This is a genomic window from Pararobbsia alpina (genome assembly GCF_965118125.1).
GTDB classification, from domain to species: Bacteria; Pseudomonadota; Gammaproteobacteria; order Burkholderiales; family Burkholderiaceae; genus Pararobbsia; species Pararobbsia alpina_A.
Genome location: NZ_OZ221288.1, coordinates 883,649 through 904,755, shown reverse-complemented (window position 1 = coordinate 904,755; position 21,107 = coordinate 883,649). Strand labels below are relative to the sequence as shown.

Genomic DNA, 21,107 nt, shown 5'->3' with positions numbered 1-21,107 from the left:
GTTGCCACGCTGGCCGCTGTCGTGGCTGCGATAGGCGTTGTGTCGATGCCACGCGTCGCGCAAGCCGCACCCGATGCACAACATGCGGTGGCACTCGCGTTCGCCAAGGCCGATGGCGTGAACGCATCGGGCGCGGCGCCGGATTCCGCAGCCGCCCTGGGCCATGACGGCGCCCCCAATATCGCGTTCTTCTACAGCAAACCGACGGATGTCGTCGTGCCGATGCTTCAGGCCTACGACGCTGTCGTTGTCGCGCCGTCGACCGGTTTCCATCCTGACGATTACCCGCTTGCGCATACGACGTGGGTCGCGCGTGTCGACCTCGCGCATGCCGACGCCGATAGCGCCAACCTCTCGGGTGCCTTTGTCGAGCAGACGATCGCACCGCTGGCCGCGCAAGGTTATGCGGGTTTTGCATTTGACGGCATCGACGCGTTGCTCGCCGGCGCGCCGAATGACGAAGTGCGCGCAACCCGCGCACACAATGTCGCGACGCTGATCGACACTGTTGAACAACGCTTCCCGAACGCCCGCCTGATCCAATACGGCGGCGCGTCGCTGCTTCAGCAAAGCCATCCGCATCTGTACGCCTACGTGACGGGTTCGGTCATCCGCACGTTTGATCCGGCGCGCAAAGCGGTCGTGGCGGTGCCGGACGCTCAACGCGCGGCAACGCTCGCCGATGCGCGTCGCATCCACGACACGTTTCATGTACCGGTTGTCTCGATCGACTTCTGTGCGGCCACCGATCGCGCTTGCGCGCGCGACACCGCGCGCGCCGCGCGAATCGCCGGGGCGGATGCCGGCGTCACGCCTTACGTGACCGATCCGTCGTTCGACACGATCGGTGTCGGGCGCATTGAAGTGATGCCGCGCCGCATTCTGCTCGTGCAGGATCGTGACGGCACGCAGCCGCTTGACGAAAGCCCCGGCGTGCGCGATGTCGCCACGCCGCTCAACTATCTCGGCTATACCGTCGACTACGCCGATATCGGCAAGCCCTTGCCCGACCACGTGACGCCCGACCGCTATGCGGGCGTCGTGGTCTGGGTCGACCAGACACCGATCGCGGACGTCGAAGCATGGCGTCAGTGGATTCGCGCGCGGATCGGCGACAACGTGAAGGTCGTGTTCTTCAGCGATTTCGGCTTCCAGATGGATGCCGATACGGGCGCGGCGCTCGGCCTGACGCTGCGCGACGGCCGCCCGCGCGGCCCGATCACGATCGTCAGCAAGGACCCGGGCATCGGCTTCGAGGTGATGCCAGCACCCGACGCGCGCGATGCCGACGGCATCGAAGTCGGCGACAACGGCACGCCGCTGCTGCGCCTCAAAGCCGGTGACTTCGTTTACGACCCGGTCGCGATCACGCCGTGGGGCGGCTATGCACTGTCGCCGTACACGATCGCTTCGCTCAATACGATCGGGCAGGAACGCTGGGCGATTCAGCCGATCGATTTCCTGCGTCGCGCGCTGGCACTCGAGCCGATGCCGATGCCGGACACGACGACGGAAAACGGCCGCCGCTTCTTTATGGTCCACGTCGACGGCGACGGCTTCGCGTCGCGTTGCGAATTTCCGGGCCCGGATTTCTCGGGACAGGCGCTGTATGACCGCCTGTTCAGCAAGTACCGCGTGCCGACGACGCTGTCGGTTATCGAAGGCGAGGTGGGGCCGGCCGGGCTGTATCCGAAGCTGTCGCCGCGCCTCGAAGAGATCGCGCGGCAGATGTTTGCACTGCCGAACGTCGAGATCGGCACGCACACGTATTCGCACCCGTTCGAATGGGAAGACGTCCAGGAGTCGGGCCAGCGCGTGAAGCACAACATCGACGAAGGCGGCGGTGATGCGGCCTTCTCGCTGAACATCCCGGGCTATACGTTCGACCTCGATCGTGAGATCTCGGGCTCGATCAGCTATATCAACAAGCGTCTCGCGCCTCCGGGCAAGAAGGTCAAGATCCTTCAATGGTCGGGCAATTGCGAACCGCCGGGCATCGCCGTGCGCCGCACGTACGAAGCCGGTGCGCTCAACATCAACGGCGGTGACACCGTCATCACGAAGACGGCCGACAGCTGGACGAATATCGCGCCGATCGGTGTCGACAAGGGCCCGGGCGCCTACCAGGTCTACGCGCCGAATCAGGACGAGAACGTCTATACGGACGACTGGCAAGGCCCGTTCTACGGCTTCACGCGCGTGCTCGAAACGTTCGCGATGACCGACGAGCCGCGCCGCTTCAAGCCGATCGATCTGTACTTCCACATGTACAGCGGCACGAAGATCGCGTCGCTGCGCGCGCTCGAACAGATCTATGAAGGCGTGCTCAAGCAGTCCGTGTTTCCGATCTATACGAGCGAATATGCGCGCAAGGTCCTCGACTGGCGCGACTATGCCGTCGCACGCGATGGCGATCACGGCTGGCTCGTGCGCGGCAACGGCGAATTGCGCGAGCTGCGTTTCCCGACGGCGACGACGCCCGACCTCGCTCATTCGCAGAATGTGGCGGGCTACACGGCCGCGCCTGACGGCACGTATATCCACGTCGCCGGTTCGTCGGCGAGCTTCGATATCGCGCAGCAGGCGGATGCCGCATCGGCCACGCAGCCGTATGTGAAGTCGGCCAGCGCCTACCTCCGCAAATTCTCGCGCGGCGCGCATTCGCTGAGCTTCGAAGCGGGCGGCTATTACCAGCCGAACCTCGATCTCGCGAACGCGCAGGCATGCCGCGTCACGCTCGATGGCAAGGCTGTCGCGCGCCGCGCAGGCACGCAGGACGTGCATCTGGACCTCCCGGCCGCGGCCGGTCAGGACATCCACTATCACCAAGTCGAGGTCAACTGTGGCTCCTGACGCCAGCCAGGCCACCGTGCCGGAGAGTGATCGCGCCATTGTGCGCGTGCGCGCACGCGTGCTGTCGCCGTGGCTGCTCATGCTGCTGGCGCTCGCCGTGGTGGGCGTGCTCGCGGCCGCCTATCCGCGCAATACGCTTCAGCAGCGGCTGCTCGAAAGCGATAAGCCCAATGCGCTGTCGGTGGCGTACCTCGAAGCCTGGCTGCGTGTCGCGCCGGACGACCACGACTTTATCGGTGTGCTGGCCGCGCAGTATCTGCGCGTGGGCCGTTTCGATGATGCGGAACGGCTTGCGCAGCGCATGGCGCGCTCGGGTGACGCCGAACTGGTCCGCTCGGCCGTGCTCGTGCAGGCGGGTGTCGAGGAGGCGCGCGCTTACGGCATGCTGGAAGACAATCCGGCGCGACCGGCGGCGATGGACCGCCTGCGTGCCGCGTTCGACGAGGCTGCGACATTCAAGTGGCGCGCAGGCGAGCTGCGTGTGCTCGCACAGCGTTCGACAGCGGCAGGCGCGAATCGCGCCGCGCTCGCGTTCTATCAGCAACTTGCGACCGTCGATCACGACACGAGCCTCGATTCGCAGATGCATATCGCGCAGCTCGCGCTCGGCTCGCAAGCGTATGACGTCGCGGCACAAGCCTACTTCTCGGCGCAGTCCGCCTCGGCCGATCTCGATACGCAGCGCAAGTACTTCATGGCGGCGCTCGCCGCGTACCAGGCTGGCGGCCTGCTCGATCAGGCGCTCGCCGACGGCGACAAGCATCTGGGCCGGCTCAGCCGGGATCCGCAGACGATCGCAGCGATGCTGAACCTCGCGCGCGCCGCGAACCGGCCGGACATGATTCGCCACTACGCGAAGGCGTTGTCTGACCTGACCAGCGCGATCGATCGCCGTCAGGGCGATGAGAACGGCGACACTGAAGGCAAGCAACGCCTCGCCGAAGTGCGCATGGCCGCATCGCGCAGGGGCGTACGCCGCGTCGCCGACCATGGACATTCGCCGCGCTGGCATACGGTGGTCGCGCATCCGGGCGACTACGGCGACTGGTACTACGCAGATGGCTTCGCCGCGATGCAGCGCAATACGCACAGCGATGGCCATTTCGTGCGGGTCGCCGACACGGCGAGTGCGGTGAATGCGGTGAATGCGGCAAGCACGCCGGCGGTCGGCACAGCAGGGCATGCGAGCTCGGCAGATTCGGCAACTGCGGCCTCTGCGAACGCCGCGTCCACGAAGGCCGATACATCGAGCACGGCTGCTTCATCGGCACGTCCCGCCATGAGCGCGCAGGACCGCGAGCAGTACGACGAACTGGCGTACAAGTCCTTCCTCGAAGGCAACGATGTGCATGGCGCGATGGCGCTCGCGCAACGGCGCGTGACGGCAGACCCTTCATCGGCGGACTGGCAGCGCAAGCTCGCGCAATCGGCGGAGTGGAGCAACGAGCCGATGATCGCGTTGCAGGCCTGGCTTGCGGTGGCAAAGCTGACCAATGCATCGGATGCATGGGCCGAAGTCCTGCGAATCGCGCCTGCGCTGAATGACGACGAAGCTTATGTGCTCGCGCTGCTCAAGCAGAGCGATCTGAACCCGGGTGACCTCAAGCGCATCGACGCAGTCGTCGACGCCTACGAACGTCTCGGTGAGCCCGATGAAGCGCTGGCGTTCCTCAAGCGCCGCGCAGTCGGCCCGGTGCGCATCGCCGTGCTGCGCCGCTATGCCGCGCTTGCCGAACGCTCGGGCAACGACGATCTCGCGGAAGCGACATACAAACAGCTCGTGCAGACGACCGGCCCGAACGCCGAAGACTCGCTGCATCTGGCGAGCCTGTACTACGCGCATCGCGACTATGAAGGTGCGTACGGCGCGCTCAAGGTCGCCGCGCCGGTTGCCAAGCCCGCGAACGACGACTTCTGGCGCACGTACGGTCAGATCGCGCGTTTGCTCGAGGATGAGGACGGCGCGCATCTCGCGTATGGAAAGCTGCTCGCCGGCGGTCACGCGACCGACGAAGACCTCGGCGAAATGAGTTACTTCTACGACGGTCACCCGCTCGACGCGGGCCGGATCGCCGAGCTTCAGTACCGCAATACGGGTACGCCGCGCGCGTTGACCGATACGGTCTACTACTACGTGCAGGCGCGCGCGTGGCCGCGCATCAAGACGCTGCTCGCGTCGTTGACGCCGAAGGAACGCGCGATCATCGACAACTCGCCCGACTCGCTGTCGATGGTGGCTGAGTACGAGCGCCAGACCAACCAGCCCGATGCGGCGCTGCGCGACCTGCGCCGGGCGTCGAGTTTGCCCGCTGCATCGTCGGATGTGCAGGCAGCGTATTTGTGGACGGTGGTCGACTTCGGTACCGACGACGAACTGCACCTGGCGCTGTTACGCTGGCGCGATCGCTCGAATGACGTCGCCGCGCTGTGGGGTCCGTACGCAGCCGGCCTGGTTCGCCTGAACAAGCCGAACGACGCGCTTCAGTATTTCCGACGCGAAGCGGCTGCATCGAAGGGCGATCCCCTGTGGGTGCTTGCACTCGCCGATTGCGAAGAAGCGGCGGGGCATGACGATCTTGCCTGGTCGTTGCGCCGCCATGTCTGGACGACGATGCTGCCGGCCGACCCCGATGCGATGCCGCTCGGCAATGGTCTGCCGCGCCGCGGACGCTTGTCGGTGTCGCTGTCGAACGACGACATCGAACGTCGTGACGAAATCCGTCAGCGCCGTGCGGCGCTGAGCCAGCTGTTCGAAAACGGCGACACGTCCAAGCGCGTGTTGATCGAGATGCTGCGTGCCGATGGCGATCAGGGCGATACGTCGCAGATGCAGGCCAGCGTGCTCGGCAACGTGGGCAAGCTGCCGCCGGTGGCCGAAGCGAACGTGGCGCGTGTACCGGTCGCGGCCGCTGCGGGCGGAGTTGCGACAGCGGATGCGCCGACCCAGCAGGATGCGGACGACGACACGGCGGGCGATACCAGCGGCAAAGGCAAGATCGCCCCGGGCGGCCATGCCGCGGCAGGCGCGATCGGCACCTCGTCGGCGTCAGCGAACGCCGCGGCAGACCGCGCTTACGCGGACGCCAAGGCGGCCGGCGCACCGGCAGCGGTCGCTCAACAGCAACGCCTGATTTCGAGCGCAGCCGTCGAAGTGACGGTGGCGTGGGCCCTGTCGGCCGAGTCCAATGAAATGGCCAAGGCGTGGCTCGCACGCGAGTATGCGAATCGCCTGACGCGCCCGGTCGACGCCGAGTTGTCGGTCGCGTTGTCGGAGCACGACGTCAAGACGATCAACCGGATTCTCGATTCGAAGGGCGCGAGCCGCGCGACGATCGACAACCGGATCGACGCGTATGAAATGGCCGACCGTCCTGGTGAAGCTGAAGAGCTTGCGTTCTATGGCCTCGGTGGGGCACCCGCCAACGAAGACATTCACGAGCGTCTGAGCAACCTCGCAACCGAACGGAACCAGTCGATCAATTTCGGTTTCCGCTCGATGTCGGAAAGCCCGCTCGACTACTACGAGACCAAGCTCGGCGGCGAGCTTGCGCTGACCGATCACTGGTCCGTTGCGTTGGAGGGCATTCAGCTCAATCAGTGGTCGAGCAACAAGCTGATTCTCGCGGACATTCCGTCGCGTGATCGCCGCTACGAGTTCACGGGCCACTATCAGACGACGACCGAAGACATCTCGCTCGTGTTCGGCCATCGCACGGCGATGACGGAGTTCAACACGGAACGACTGACCGCCGAGTTTGGTCGCGGCACCGCGTTGCGCTCGACGTTCACGATCGGGCGCAACCAGTTTGCCGACGAATCGCAGGAAATTCAGGTCGGCGGCATGAAGGACATGCTGCGCGGCGAAGTGGAATGGGACGTGGTGTCGAGCGTCTATGTGCGCGGCGCATTCGAAGGCGACCGGTTCTATACGCAGGAACGCGATCGCATCGGCAGCGGAGCGCTGATGGACGGCGAAATCGGCTACCGGATCCGGACCGAATACCCGGACTGGACGATTCGTATCGTCGGCACGCACGGCAACTACAGTGCGTATCCGATCAACGTACCGTTCCTGCAACGGCTGATTCCGATCGGTGACGTACCGACGGCGAGTACGTTCATCCCTCAAAGTTATTCGCAATACGGTCTGGCGGCGGGCTTCGGCACCGACTTGCTCGATCGCTATACGCGTGCGTGGCGTCCGTTCCTCGATGTGGGGCTGATCCACGACAGCAATTTCGGCTGGGGCCCGGAGGTGCTGGCCGGGTTCGCAGGCAGTGTGTTCGGCAACGATCACGCCGCAGTGTACTTCCAGCACGAATCCGTTTCGCACCAGGGAACAGATACCAACTCGTTTGGCGTGCGGTATCAGTGGTTGTTCTGAGCGGCGCGCGCGCCGACTAACCGTTTTCAATTCAAGTTAGCCAGGAATCAGGGGATACATCATGCAAGGGATCAAGCTGTTTGGCGGCGCCGCACGCGCCAACTGGATGCGTGGCGTCGCAACGTGGATCGCCGGCCTTGCCGTCGCCGCCACGTTCGCAGGCTGCGCCACGATCAACACGAGCGCTGCGCCGCAACTCTCGCGCACCGAATCGTGGGCCGTGCTGCCGATCGTCAACTACACGGAAACGCCGCAGGCCGGCATGGCGGCTGAAGCGATCACGCAAAGCCTGCTCACGAGCTCGGGCTTCACGCAAGTCAAGCGCTACCCGGCCAACCTGAGCCGCGAAACGCTCGTCGAGCCGACCGATCGCGCGTCGATCGACCGCGCACTCGACTGGGCACGCAAGGAAAACGTGAAGTACGCCGTCAGCGGCGCCGTCGAAGAATGGCGCTATAAGGTGGGTGTCGATGGTGAACCCGCCGCCGGCGTGACGCTGCAGGTCATCGACGTCCAGAGCGGCGCCGTGGTCTGGAGCGCAACGGGCAGCCGTACGGGCTGGAGCCGTTCGTCGCTGTCGTCTGTCGGTCAGAAGCTGATTGCTTCGCTGATCGCACCTGTCACTCAGTAAGGAAATCGCCGTGTCGAACGTCGCGCAGGATACGCGCCGCGGAACCTTCGCCGATACGGGCCGTTATCGCCGCTGGCTGACGCCTGTGTCGACGCGCCCGATCGCGGTGCTCGAGGTGATCGTGGTCATGGCGGTGGTGCTCGTCGCCGCCTCGCTCGTCGGTGGATCGGATCCGTTGGGGATCTCGCGTCCATTCCCGTGGATCTGGCTGTTCCCGCTCGTGCTCGCGCTGCGTTACGGCACGCTGCTCGGCATGGTCAGCGTGGTGATGATGGTGGCGGGCTGGTACGGCCTCTATCCCGTGCATACGAGTGAAGCGTTCCCGGTGCCGTTCTTTATCGGCGGCGCGATCCAGACGCTCGTCGGCGGGCACTTCGGCGATACGTGGGGCATGCGTTCGGCACGTGCGCGTGCGCTCAACGAGTACCTGAACGACCGGCTCGTGTCGCTGACCAACAGTCACTATCTGCTGCACCTGTCGCACGAACGTCTCGAGAAGGACTTGCTGACGCGTCCGGCGACGCTGCGCGACTCGATCACGCGCCTGCGCCAGACGACGATCACGGCACCCGCCGCAGCCCAGGCGGAGCGGGGCGGTCTGCCCAATGCCGGCGACTTCCTCGAGTTTGCCGCGCAAGTCTGTCAGCTCGAAATCGCGGCGATCGTGCCGGCCGTCAAGGGCAGCCTCGTTGCGAGCGGCGATCTTGCCGCGCGCGTCGGCGAGCCGTTTGCGATCGATACGTCGGACCCGCTGGTGCGTCACTGCCTCGAGACGCGCTCGCTGGCGCATCTGACCAACGTCGAAGGCGCGGCCGAGAGCAATACGCAGTACGTCGCGTGCGCGCCGATGTCGACAAGCGAAGGCGATCTGCTCGGCGTGCTCGTCGTGAAGCGCATGCCGTTCCTGTCGCTCAATCACGACAACCTGCAGTTCCTGCTCGTGCTGCTCGGTTACTACGCCGACGGTGTCGATCATGCAGGCGCCGCGCACGGCATCCTTCAGGAAGTGCCGAACGTGCCGTACGAGTTCGCCGTCGACATGGGCCGTCTCGAACGCCTGCAACGTGATGCGCGCATCGAGTCGTCGATTGTCGCGCTCGTGTTCCCGCGCGACGAAGAGGGCGATTCGCTGCTCGAGCACATCAATCGCCGCCGTCGCTCGCTCGACTTGACGTGGTCGTTGCAGACGCCGACCCATTCGATCTTCCTGAACCTGATGCCCGCCACGGACCCGGCCGGTGTCGACGGTTATCTGTCGCGGATCGAAAGCAGCCTGCACGCTCAATTCGGGTTGAGTCTCGAAGCGGCACGGATCGGCGTGCACACACTGCATATCGCACCTCGCGCAAACGGCACGGCGCTCAAGCGCCTGCTGCAGCGCTGCGGCTACGACGGCTGATGCCATGAACGCGACCCTCGCTCCCGCCACAGGCACCGGCTCCCTTGCGCTGACCGTCACCGGCGTGCTGGTGACCGCCGTGCTCGGCGTTGTGTTCCAGTTGCTCGCACTCCTGCACCTCGTCCACCCGGTCCAGCATCGCTTCGGGTCGATCGATCCGTTGCTGGTCGCCGTCGTGCTGCAGGCCATCACCGCCGCATTGATCGCGACGGGCGTACGCTGGGTGCTGCCCGCGCAATACCGCAAGCCGGTCTTGATGACCTGGCTGCTGCTGTTTTCGTTTTGCATGTTCGTGCCGGTCATCGGCTCGCTCGTGTGCGTTGCCGGCATCGTCTGGAGCCTTGTATGGCCGAGCGCCGCGGACGTGAGTGCGTGGACCTCGGTCAAGCTACCGAACTTTGCGGTGTACCTCGTCTCGCGGATCGCACACGGCAGCGGCGCGCGTCTGCAGGCCAAGCTCGCGAACCCGCGTCTTGCGATCGATGACCGTGTAACAGCGCTGGTTGCGATTCAATCGATGCCGACGCGCACGACCGGTGGTGTGCTGCGCGATCTGCTCGGTGACCCCGTCGAAGACGTGCGTCTGCTCGCTTACGGCATGCTCGATGCGGCCGAGAAGAAGATCACGCAGCGTATCTACGATCTGCTTGGCAAGCTCAACGAAGACGCACCGCAGGCAGAAGTCGAGGAGACCTGCCGGGTGCTCGCCGAACTCTACTGGGAGCTGATTTATCAGAACCTCGTACAGGGCGAGATGCGGACCTTCGCCGCGCAACAGGTCGAAAAATACGCCCAGCGCGCGCTGGCGATCGACGACTCGAACGCAGCGCTGTGGGTCACGCGCGGGCGCCTCGCGCTGTCGCTCGGTCAGGTCGACATCGCCGACGAGTACTTCGAAAAGGCGCTCTCCCGCGGCTTCCCCGGCGACCGTCTGTTGCCCTGGATCGCCGAGAGCGCGTATCTGCGCGGTGACTACCGTGCGGTCAAGACCGCGCTTGCCGCGCTTGGCGAGGGCGCCTCGTTGCCCGCGCTGCGCGCGATTGCCCAATATTGGTCGAAATGAACGCAAACACGACACGTCGCGCCGCTTCGGCGGATATTGCCCTGCTGCTCGAGGGCACCTTTCCTTATGTGCGCGGCGGCGTATCGAGCTGGGTCGACCAGATGATCCGCGCGTTCCCCGAGAAGACCTTTGCGATCGTCTTTATCGGCAGCCGCGAAGAGGACTACGACGGTCAGCTCTATGAACTGCCGGCCAACGTGGTGCATCTCGAGACGCACTATCTCTACACCGTCGAAGCACCGCCGCTCGCGGAGCCCGCGGCAGGCGACCCCGAGGCGTTTGCGCGTTCCGCGGCCCTGCACGCGTCGCTGCGTTCGGCTTCGCAGCAGAACGAAGACATTGGCGCGCTGATGGCCGATGTGATTCCGATGATCCAGCCGGGCGGCAAGCTCGGCGAAGATCAGTTCCTGTACAGCAAGACCGCGTGGGAATACATCACGCAGCAATACAACGAGCGCTGCACCGATCCGTCGTTTACCGATTACTTCTGGACCGTGCGGATCATGCACAAGCCGCTGTGGCAGCTTGCGCGTATTGCCGACAAGCTGATCCCGGCGAAGGTGTATCACACCGTGTCGACGGGTTATGCCGGCTTCCTGGGCGCGTTGCTCCACTACAAGACACGGCGCCCGCTGCTCGTGTCGGAGCACGGCATCTATACCAAGGAACGCAAGATCGACCTGTTGCAGACCAGCTGGATTCGCGACAACCGCGGCATCTTCGAGAAGGACATCTCCGAAGTCAGCTACTTCCGCGACCTCTGGGTGCGTTTCTTCGAAGCCATCGGCAAGGTCTGCTATTCCGCAGGCAGCGAAATGGTCTCGCTGTTCGAGGGTAATCGCCTGCGGCAGATTGCCGACGGCGCGCCCGCGGCGCGCACGCGCAATATTCCGAACGGGATCGACGTCGCGCGCTTTGCGGCACTGCGCGACAAGCGCGGCCCGGGTGTGCCGAAGGTCATCACGCTGATCGGGCGCGTCGTGTCGATCAAGGACGTGAAGACGTTTATCCGCGCGATCTTTACCGTGAGCCGGCAATTCCCGGATGTCGAGGGCTGGATTGCAGGCCCGGAAACGGAAGATCCGGCGTATGCGCAGGAGTGCCGCAGCCTCGTGCAGTCGCTCGATCTGTCGCGCAACGTGAAGTTTCTCGGTTTTCAACGCGTTGACGAGCTGCTGCCGAAGGTCGGCATCGTCGCGTTGTCGTCGATCAGCGAGGGCTTGCCGCTCGTCGTACTCGAGGCCTACGCGGCGGGCGTGCCTGTCGTTTCGACCGATGTCGGTTCGTGCCGTCAGCTGATCGAAGGTCTCGAGCCGGAAGATGTCGCGCTGGGCAAAGCCGGCGAGGTCGTGCCGATCGCCAATCCGGCGGCACTGGCGCGCGCGCTCAGCGATTTGCTGCAGGACGAGCAACGCTGGTACGAAGCACAACGTGCGGCGATCGCGCGGGTCGAGAAGTACTACGCGCTCGAGTCGATGATCGGCTCGTATCGCGAGATCTACGACCGGCTGATGGCGGCGCCCGATTCGTCCAAACCGACGTCGAAGCCGATGGGCGGGTGCCCGGTGCATCACGGCGGCGACGCCTCGGCGCATGGCTCGGACGCTCGTGCGACGCGTGCCGCGGCACCGTCCGGAGGACTGCGGCCGGAAGATGTGACGCATACCCAGGGTTCGCCGGCTTCGGCGATGTCCGGAAGGCAGGAGACTTAAATGGCAGGCATTGGATTCGAACTGCGCAAGATGATGCGGCGCGACACCCTGACCGGTGTCGCGAAGGCCTATCTCTATGCGGGCGTGATCAGCTCGGGGCCGCTGATCCTGTCGATCATCGGCATGCTGCTGATCGGTGTGCTCAGTCTGGGCAAGGTGATCCCCGATTTTCTGATCACACAGTTCCAGGTGTCGGTGACTTACCTGATCGCGGCCAGCCTGATCCTGACCGGCTTCGTGCAGCTCGCGTTCACGCGCTTCATGTCCGACCGATTGTTCGAAAAGCGCATTGACCTTGTGCTGCCGAATTTCAATGCGGTCGTGCTCATTGCGACCTCGATGTCCGGCGTGATCGGACTCGTGCTGGCCTTTACCTTGTTTGCCGATCTGTCGCTCGGTTACCGTGTGCTGATGATCACGGGCTTTGTGATCCTCAGCAATATCTGGATCGCGGCCATCGTGTTGTCGAGCGTCAAGGAATACAAGCACATCCTCGGCACGTTCTTTATCGGCTATACCGTGACCGTCGGTGCGGCGCTCGAGCTCAATCGCTTTGGTCTCGAAGGTCTTCTGCTCGGCTTTGTGATCGGTCACTTCGTCTTGCTGATCGGCCTGTCGGGCCTGATTTACCGTAACTATCCGAGCGACCGCTTCGTGTCGTTCGAAGTGTTCGACAAGCGCTTCGCGTATCCGAGCCTGATCTTCGTCGGCTTCTTCTATAACCTCGGCGTGTGGCTCGACAAGTTCATGTTCTGGTTCGGCCCGGGCACGGGTCAGCAGATCATCGGACCGCTGCGCGCATCGGCGATCTACGACATTCCGGTGTTTATCTCGTACCTGTGCGTGATGCCCGGCATGGCCGCGTTCCTCGTGCGGATCGAGGCGGACTTTGTCGAGTTCTATGACGAGTTCTACGATGCGGTTCGCAGCGGCGCGACGCTCGCGCATATTCAGGAGTCGCGCGACATGATGGTCCGCACGGTGCGCGCGGGCCTCTACGAAATCATGAAGATTCAGGCGGTGGTGATCCTGCTGATCTTCGCGTTCGGCGACTGGCTGCTCGACAAGCTCGGCATCTCGACCCTGTATTCGCCGCTGTTACGTATCGACGTGATCGCCGCGAGCCTGCAGGTGCTGTTCCTTGGCGCGCTCAATGTGTTTTTCTATCTCGACCAGCGCAAGACTGTGTTTTCGCTGAGCTTCGTGTTTGTGCTGCTCAACGGCGTGCTGACCGCGCTGACGCTGCACTTCGGTCCGGGCACGTATGGATACGGCTTCGCGGGCGCGCTGTTGCTGACCGTCATCGCGTCGGTGTATCTGCTCGACCGCAAGTTCGAAGGGCTCGAGTACGAGACGTATATGTTGCAGAAGAGTTGATGGGCAAGCCGGCGGCTTGCTGGCTGCCGGTCACTCTCTCGGAACGAATCAAACGGGATCCAGGCTGAGACGCTGACGTAATAGCGCCCACCGATCTCGCAGGACCTTTAAGGAACCGCCGGCACAAGACGCGTATCATCTTGCGCCGGCGGTTTCTTTTTTTGCCTGCAGATATTCAATAACACATGAGGGAGGCAGCGCGCATGATTCGACGTGTCCTGGTGACCGGTGCCAGCGGCGGTATTGGCCGCGTGATTGCAAGCCGTCTTGCCGCGGATGGATTCGCGGTGACCGTCCACTACCGGCAGGGGCAAGCCGAGGCCGAAGCGATCGTCGCATCGATCGTCGGGCAGGGCGGCACGGCCAGCACGATCCAGTTCGATGTGCGCGACCGCGAAGCGTGTCAGAAGGCACTCGAAGCCGACGTCGAGGCGCACGGCGCGTACTACGGTGTGGTCTGCAATGCGGGCGTGACGCGCGATGGTGCGTTTCCGGCGCTGACCGGCGAAGACTGGGATGTCGTCGTCGATACCGGGCTCAACAGTTTCTACAACGTCGTGCATCCATTGACGATGCCGATGGTCCGCACGCGCAAGGGCGGTCGCATCGTGACCGTCGCCTCGGTGTCCGGTGTGATGGGCAATCGCGGACAGGTCAACTACAGTGCAGCCAAGGCCGGACTGATCGGCGCGACCAAGGCGCTCGCGATCGAACTCGCGAGTCGTGGCATCACCGTCAACTGTGTCGCCCCGGGACTCGTCGATACCGCAATGCTCGAAGGCGCGCCGCTCGAAGAAGCCCTCAAGATCGTGCCGATGAATCGCGTCGGCCGGCCTGAAGAAGTCGCATCCGTCGTGGCCTTTCTGATGAGTGATGGCGCGTCGTACGTGACGCGTCAGGTCATCGGTGTCAACGGCGGCATGATCTGAACGGAACACCTGTATTTCGCTCTGCGTGTTCACAAGACACGCTGCGCACCGCGTCGACCGGTCGTCGACATCCACAAGCCATCACAATGAAATCATTCCAACTCAAAAGCGTGCTGACCGCAGCCGCGCTGATGTCGGGTGTCGTTGCGACCAATGCACACGCCACCGACGTCCTTCAATGGGTCTTCAAGCGTGGCGACAGCGTGCTCGCAGGCGGCCGTTCCGATGTGACGACCGACAAGACAGGCCTGCTGCCCGCGGACTCCAACGTCAAGGTCGGTGCGTCGAACTTCACGGTCCACCCGTATGTGGCGAGCTGCACGCCGGCCAAGGACGGCAAGCCGGTGACGGGCAAGGCAGGTGAATCGACGAGCGGCGTATCGATCACGGTCGAGCGTGTGGGCGCCGCGAATTTCCACGTGGTGGCGAAGGACGCCCATCTGACGGGCTTCCGGACGACGAAGTCGTCGGACGGCTGCCAGTTCAGCGAGCCTGAGGCCAAGGAAGCCGCGATTGATCAAGTCGTGACGGTCACGCCGGGCGAAAAATTCGTATTGCCGGTCGACACGGATCACTCGGTCGAACTCACGCTCACAACGACGCAGGACTAAGGCTCAAGGATCTAGGCTTTCCGACTGCCGGGCGCATGCGGTGATATCCGTCGCATGCGTCAGCCTTCCCGAGTATCAGCCTTCGCATGCATCAGCCGACTCACGCGTGAGCAGCTTCATCCGTCAGCCAACGCGCACGCGGCAAACACACGATACGACGTGTCAGTGGTGCGCGTAGAGCTCGGCGTATTCAGGCAATGCGGGAATCGCCTGGAAGCGGCGGAGTACGGGCGCCATATTGGGCGACACCGATTCGATGGCGTCGAGCACGGCACGTGCCGATGGAGACTGGCCTTCATCGCCGACCGTGACGGCACGCCCCGGATGCGAGATGCCGATGGTGGCTTGCGTGGTCGCCGTCAGCACGAGGACGGTGGGCCGTTCAAGCGCGTAAGCGAGGTGCGTGAACCCCGTATCCGTGCCAACGACCAATGATGCGCGCGCGGTGTATTGCGCGATCTCAAGCACGCTGAGGCGCGGCAGCACCGTCACGCCAGGTACCTGAGCGGCCATCGCCTGCGCAGCCTGGCGTTCCTTGTCCGAGCCCCAGGGCAGCAACACATGCATGCCGCGCAGCAAAAGCTGTCGTGCACAAGCGACCCATCCTTCATGGGCCCACTTCTTGTCGTCCTTCGACGTGCCATGGAACAGCAGCGCAATGGGGCGCTCGTCAGCGAGCTGGAGCGTGTCGGCACCGGGAATGCTCAGGCCGAAGCTCGGCGTTTCCTCGAAGGTATAGCCCAGCGCCTGCGCAACGGTCGTGCGCATGCTCTGCACGGTGTTGCCAGCAGGGCGCGGCACGAACCGGCGCGAATACGCGAATGCGGCACCGCGCTCGCCGAGGTCCTGATTCAGATATCCGAAGCGCGCTTTCCCGCGTGCAATGCGCGAGATGATGGCGCTTTTGTAGACCCCCTGAATATCGCATATCACGTCGTAGCGATCGCGACGCAATTCGCCGATCGACGCGGCGATTTCGCCGAGCGCAGACATCGAGCGGGTCTTTTTGAATTGCTTGAGAGGGGCACTGTGAACGCGGCGAATACTCGGATTCCAGCGCGCGACATCGGCAAACAGCTCATCGGCGGCCCAGTCGATCTCGACACCGGGAAATGCGCGGTGCAAGTCGGCCACGATCGGTTGCGCCTGGATGATGTCGCCGAGCGCGGTGACCTTGACGATGAGTATTCGCTTCATAAATGCATGCTCGTTGAATAGGCCGGTTGCCAGCAACGTCCTGGCGCGGACCTGGTGAAACCCTTCCGATCCCCCATTTCTACGACTTGATATTGTGGGTAGGGGAACGCGAGAGCAGCCCGTTCAAACTAATGCGTGGGCGGTTCACACAAGTTCAAGATTAGCGCGGAGTTTAAGCGAAAAAATTTGAGACCGCCTTTCAGGGCGCCAGAAAAGGCCGCCGTTTCTGCAATTCCGGGATGAATGCGCATTACCGAGTTTTACGCGACGGGAGGAGAAAGGGGATTACAGCGTCAGAAATGACCTAATCCGACCTGCATCAACGGGGCAGAATGACTTCATATGCGTAATAAACCGGGCAAAATGACTTGATGTCGCGCTATTTAGGGCGCAAGTAGAAAGGCCGCGCCGGTTTTGAATACCGCGCGGCCAGATTGTGGTCAGTTTGCGGGCGGAGTGCCGCGGTGTGCTGGCCGGACGGACCCGTTGGTGGCCCTGGTCCGGCGAGGGACCGACCGGAGGAGTCGGCGACGGGTGCCTCAGTTCGACACTTCGTCGAGATTCAGCCCGTTGGTGCGCGGTCCGAATAACCCGATCGATCCGATCACAATGACCATCGCGACGCCGATCAGTCCGAATACGCCGGGCACGCCGAAGTGGCGCAAGGAAAACGCGATCATGAAGCCCGAGAACATCGCGCTGATGCGCGACATCGAGTAGACCAGGCCGACCGCGCGGGCGCGTATCCGCGTCGGGAACAGTTCCGACTGGTACGCGTGATAACCGACCGACAGCAGTGCGCTGCACGTCGTGATGAGCACGCCGAGTGTCATCAGCGCGGCCGCCGACGTCTGAGTCGCGAACAGCGAGCCGAACACGCCGATACCGAGCGCAGACAGCATGATCATCGTCTTGCGCTCGAACTTGTCGGCCACGCGAATCGCGAGGATCGGCCCGATCGGGTTCGAAATCGCGATGACGAACGAGTAGAGCAGGCTCTGCGTGATCGTCACGCCCTTGGCAATCAGCAGCGTCGGGACCCACGACGCAAAGCCGTAGAAGCCGATCGACTGGAAGGCGTTGAAGACCATCATCATGATGGTGCGCCTGCGGTAGGGCGGAGCCCAGACTTCGCTGAAGCGTGCTTCGGTTTGTGCGGGCGCGGCGGCGGTGAACTCGGGCGCAGGCAATGGCCGGCCGTATTCCTTTTCGACACGCGCCTCGAGATTCGACAGAGCACGCTCTGCCTCATCAAACCGGCCTTGTTGCGCGAGCCAGCGCGGGCTCTCCGGCACACTGCGGCGAATAAACCAGACGACGATCGCGCCCAGCGCACCGATCCAGACCACCCAGCGCCAGCCGTCGACCCCGAAGGGCTTGTTCGGCACGAGGCACCAGGCGAAGAAGGCCGCGCACGGTACCGCGGCAAAGGTCACGGCGTGCAGCAACGAGAACGCCCTGCCGCGCAGACGCTTGGGCACAAGCTCACTGACATAGGTATCGATCGTCACGAGCTCGACGCCGATGCCGATGCCCGCGATCAGGCGCCAGAGGTTGAGGCTGCCCGCGCTCGACTGGCAGGCCATGATGATCGTCGCGATCGAGTACCAGAGCAGTGAGAAGGTGAAGACCGTTTTGCGGCCCATGCGATCGGCGAGCGAACTGAACACCAGCGTGCCGATAAAGAGACCCGCGAACGACGCTGCGACAAACGCACCGAGGCCGGAGAACCCGAAGAACGACGCAGTGGTCGTCGAATAGATGCCGCTCTTGACGAGACCCGGACCGACGTAGGCCGTGAAGAACAGATCATAGAACTCGAACCACCCGCCTGTGGCGATCACGGCGACCAGCAGCCAGACAGTGCGCGTAGCGGGCAGGCGGTCGAGCCGCGCGCCGATCGAGGCGGTCGTCGGGGCGACGTTGTGCGCCGTGTGCGTCTCGATGGCTGAGGGCGAGCTTGAGCCTCGGGTCGTTGTATCCGGTGACGTTGTGTTCACGTCCGTAGTGCCATTCATTGTGAGCGGGTTCGGTTTTGCGTTCCGTATTGAGCCATCGCACCTACCCCGGCGAAATCAGGGTTTGTCCGACCGTCGATGCGGCGATGCGTTGCTGTTTGACGGGTGGCAATGTGAAAAGTGACTGGGCATTCGGAAGTCTGCGTGTCGTTGACGAACCGCTGCGAGCGGATATTGCATCCTTTAGTGCGTTACGTGCGAGCTCTTTGTTGAACGTCTTGGCCTGCAGCTGTCATGAAGCGCCGTCTATACTGCTTGTCCGCCCGCGCGCGGATGCCGGGCTCGCATGCCGATCGAAGTTTAGCCAACCACGGAGGCTGTTATGGCGAAGGTGCTGGTGCTGTACTACTCGATGTACGGACATATCGAAACCATGTCGGGTGCAATTGCTGAAGGTGCGAAGTCGGTTGCCGGCACGGAAGTGACCGTCAAGCGCGTGCCCGACACGATTCCGCCGGAGGTCGCCGCGAAGTTCGGCGCCAAGCTCGACCAGGCCGCACCGCTTGCCACGCCCGACGAACTTCCGAACTACGACGCCATCATCTTCGGCACGCCGACGCGCTTCGGCAATATGGCCGGCCAGATGCGCACCTTCCTCGACCAGACCGGTGGCTTGTGGGCCAAGGGCGCGTTGATCGGCAAAATCGGCAGCGTGTTCACGTCGACCGCGACGCAGCACGGCGGCCAGGAAACGACGATCACGTCGTTCCATTCAACGCTGCTTCACCACGGCATGATCATCGTCGGCGTTCCGTACGCCGCTGCCGGCCTGACATTGATGTCTGAAGTGACGGGCGGCTCGCCGTACGGCGCATCGACGCTCGCGGGCACGGACGGCAAGCGTGCGCCTTCGCAGAACGAGCTTGAGGTTGCGATGTTCCAGGGCAAGCACGTGGCAGAACTCGCCGCGAAGCTGGCGAAGTAAGTTAGAGAAACCAACGTCCTTGAAATGCGGGGTCATCGTGTCGCGCGATGCGAGCGTGACTCCGCTTACGGCTGAGCCGACCGACGGCGTGGATTGGGCGAGCCGGTCATGCGTTGCGGCGAATACGCAATGGTCTGTGCCGTGACGGATAACGCGGTCCGCATGTTCTTCATGCGTTCGCGGTACGCTGCCCATCCCGCTGCGACGTGCTCGCCTTACAGGCATACGTTCCCTGCTGATCTCAGAGTGCATTCTTCGCCATGAAAAAACTGCTGAACGACGTGTCCGCTGTCGTCCCTGACATGCTTGAAGGGCTTGTCGCGTTGAATCCCGATCTGGCGTTGCTCAAGGACAGCGGGGTGGTGCTGCGCGTCGACGCTCAGGTGGTGGCCGCGCGCGGAGAGGTTGCGCTGATCTCGGGTGGCGGCTCGGGGCATGAGCCCGCTCATGCGGGCTATGTCGGGAAGGGCATGTTGAGCGCGGCGGTCGCCGGCGAGGTGTTCACGTCGCCGTCGACCGATGCGGTACTCGACGCGATCCGTGCAGTCGCGGGACCTGCAGGCGTGCTGCTGATCGTGAAGAACTATACCGGCGACCGTTTCAATTTCGGGCTTGCGGCCGAGATCGCCCGCAGCGAGGGCATTAATGTCGAGATGGTGATCGTCGCCGATGATGTCGCGCTGTCTGCTTCGGGCGAACATGCGGGGCGCCGCGGACTTGCTGGCACCGTGTTCGTTCACAAGATTGCAGGCGCAGCCGCGGCTGAGCATCGTTCACTCAAGGAAGTCGCGCAGATTGCGCGAGGTGTGGCGGAAGACTTGGGCACGATGGGCGTGGCGCTGTCGGCCTGCACGGTGCCCGCGGCTGGAAAGCCCGGCTTCACGCTGGCGGACAATGAAATCGAATGGGGCCTCGGCATTCATGGCGAGCCGGGCGTGAAGCGTGGTGCGCTCGAGCCCGCGCATGTCATGGTCGAGACCTTGCTCGCGAAGATCATCGACGACCTGAAGCTTGGGTCGCATGATCGCGTGGCGCTGCTCGTCAACAATCTGGGTGGCACGCCTTCGAGCGAGCTTGCGATCGTCGCGGGATCGGCCATGCGTTATCTGCGTTCGCGCTATATACGCGTGGACCGCGCGTGGGCCGGCACGTTTTTGAGTGCGCTTGAAATGGCGGGTGTGTCGTTGACGCTGCTGCGTGTCGACGACGAACGTGTGAAATGGCTCGATGCGGCGACGCGCACGAGCGCATGGCCGCTGACGGGAGGCATTCCTTCCGAAGCCGATCATCGAGGTCCGACGCAAGCGCATGCGCACCACAGCGGCCCAGGCTTGTCGCCGCAGTCGACCTTGCGCCGTGTGATCGAATCGATCTGCAACGCCATGATCGAAGCGGAGCCCGTGTTGACGGAGATGGATCAGCGCGTGGGCGATGGCGATTTCGGTATCAGTGCATCGCGCGTGTCGCGCGCGGTGTTGTCGGCGATTGACGAATGTCCGGCGGAATCGGATCCGGCCGGCGTGTTGCGTGCGTTGTCGGCGACGGTGCGGCGGGTGATGGGCGGGACGTCGGGGCCGTTGTATGCGGTGATGCTGTTGCGGGCGGCCGCGGAGCTTTCGAAGTCGGCCACGCCTTCGACGCTTTCTTTGCGTGACTGGTCCAACGCGTTCTCAGCCGCCGTTGACGGTGTCAGCGCTCTTGGAGGTGCGCATCCAGGAGATCGGACGATGCTCGATGCGTTGCATCCGGCGGCAGTGGTGTTTGGGGCGGCGGTCGATGCCTCGGAGTCGCCGGCACAAGCGTTGAGTGCCGCGCTCGAAGCAGCGCGCAAAGGTGCTGAGGCGACAGCGAATATGCAGCCGAAGCGAGGGCGTTCGAGTTATGTGGGCGATCGTGCGCTGGGATTTGTGGATCCGGGGGCGCATGCGATTGGGGTGTGGCTGTACGGTGTGATCCAGGCGGTCGGGTGAAAATTCCCTGGCGATCAAACTCGGGTCGTAATTCAGTA

The 21,107-nt window shown here is 63.6% G+C and carries 13 protein-coding genes; 11 read left to right on the top strand and 2 right to left on the bottom strand.

Annotated features, from left to right (window positions below; all coding sequences use genetic code 11):
* Positions 1–45: 45 nt before the first annotated feature.
* From ACMFWR_RS22295 to ACMFWR_RS22255, 9 genes are all read left to right on the top strand, one after another.
* Positions 46–2,853: a sugar ABC transporter gene (locus ACMFWR_RS22295; RefSeq protein WP_413196866.1), complete on the top strand. Its 2,808-nt coding sequence runs from the start codon at positions 46–48 to the stop codon at positions 2,851–2,853.
* A complete protein-coding gene (locus ACMFWR_RS22290; protein ID WP_413196865.1) occupies positions 2,843–7,237 on the top strand; it encodes a tetratricopeptide repeat protein in 4,395 nt (1,464 codons plus the stop codon). The genes ACMFWR_RS22295 and ACMFWR_RS22290 overlap by 11 nt, the downstream gene beginning before the upstream one ends.
* A 61-nt stretch (positions 7,238–7,298) precedes the next feature.
* On the top strand, positions 7,299–7,868 hold the full coding sequence (locus ACMFWR_RS22285) for a penicillin-binding protein activator LpoB (protein WP_413196864.1): 570 nt from the start codon (positions 7,299–7,301) through the stop codon (positions 7,866–7,868).
* 10 nt (positions 7,869–7,878) lie between these two features.
* Positions 7,879–9,267 (top strand): PelD GGDEF domain-containing protein, encoded by a 1,389-nt coding sequence (locus ACMFWR_RS22280; protein ID WP_413196863.1) that lies wholly within the window; start codon positions 7,879–7,881, stop codon positions 9,265–9,267.
* Positions 9,268–9,271: 4 nt separating this feature from the next.
* Entirely contained in the window at positions 9,272–10,330 is a 1,059-nt protein-coding gene (locus ACMFWR_RS22275) for a tetratricopeptide repeat protein (protein WP_413196862.1), read from the top strand.
* A complete protein-coding gene (gene pelF / locus ACMFWR_RS22270; RefSeq protein WP_413196861.1) occupies positions 10,327–12,042 on the top strand; it encodes a GT4 family glycosyltransferase PelF in 1,716 nt (571 codons plus the stop codon). The genes ACMFWR_RS22275 and pelF overlap by 4 nt, the downstream gene beginning before the upstream one ends.
* Positions 12,043–13,419, top strand: a complete 1,377-nt coding sequence (gene pelG / locus ACMFWR_RS22265) for an exopolysaccharide Pel transporter PelG (protein WP_413196860.1) — start codon at positions 12,043–12,045, stop codon at positions 13,417–13,419.
* A 203-nt stretch (positions 13,420–13,622) separates the two neighbouring features.
* Entirely contained in the window at positions 13,623–14,348 is a 726-nt protein-coding gene (locus ACMFWR_RS22260) for a 3-ketoacyl-ACP reductase FabG2 (protein ID WP_413196859.1), read from the top strand.
* 86 nt (positions 14,349–14,434) lie between these two features.
* Positions 14,435–14,959 (top strand): hypothetical protein, encoded by a 525-nt coding sequence (locus ACMFWR_RS22255; RefSeq protein WP_413196858.1) that lies wholly within the window; start codon positions 14,435–14,437, stop codon positions 14,957–14,959.
* Positions 14,960–15,121: 162 nt separating this feature from the next.
* Here ACMFWR_RS22255 and waaC read toward each other — a convergent pair whose 3' ends face one another.
* Positions 15,122–16,156 (bottom strand): lipopolysaccharide heptosyltransferase I, encoded by a 1,035-nt coding sequence (waaC, locus tag ACMFWR_RS22250; protein WP_413196857.1) that lies wholly within the window; start codon positions 16,154–16,156, stop codon positions 15,122–15,124.
* Positions 16,157–16,695: 539 nt separating this feature from the next.
* Complete coding sequence (locus ACMFWR_RS22245; RefSeq protein WP_413196856.1) at positions 16,696–18,174, bottom strand: MFS transporter; 1,479 nt, start codon at positions 18,172–18,174, stop codon at positions 16,696–16,698.
* 322 nt (positions 18,175–18,496) lie between these two features.
* Between ACMFWR_RS22245 and wrbA the strand changes: the two genes are divergently transcribed.
* Both wrbA and dhaK read left to right on the top strand, forming a co-directional pair.
* Positions 18,497–19,099 (top strand): NAD(P)H:quinone oxidoreductase, encoded by a 603-nt coding sequence (gene wrbA, locus ACMFWR_RS22240; RefSeq protein WP_413196855.1) that lies wholly within the window; start codon positions 18,497–18,499, stop codon positions 19,097–19,099.
* Positions 19,100–19,359: 260 nt separating this feature from the next.
* On the top strand, positions 19,360–21,069 hold the full coding sequence (gene dhaK / locus ACMFWR_RS22235; RefSeq protein ID WP_413196854.1) for a dihydroxyacetone kinase subunit DhaK: 1,710 nt from the start codon (positions 19,360–19,362) through the stop codon (positions 21,067–21,069).
* The last annotated feature ends 38 nt before the right edge of the window (positions 21,070–21,107 follow it).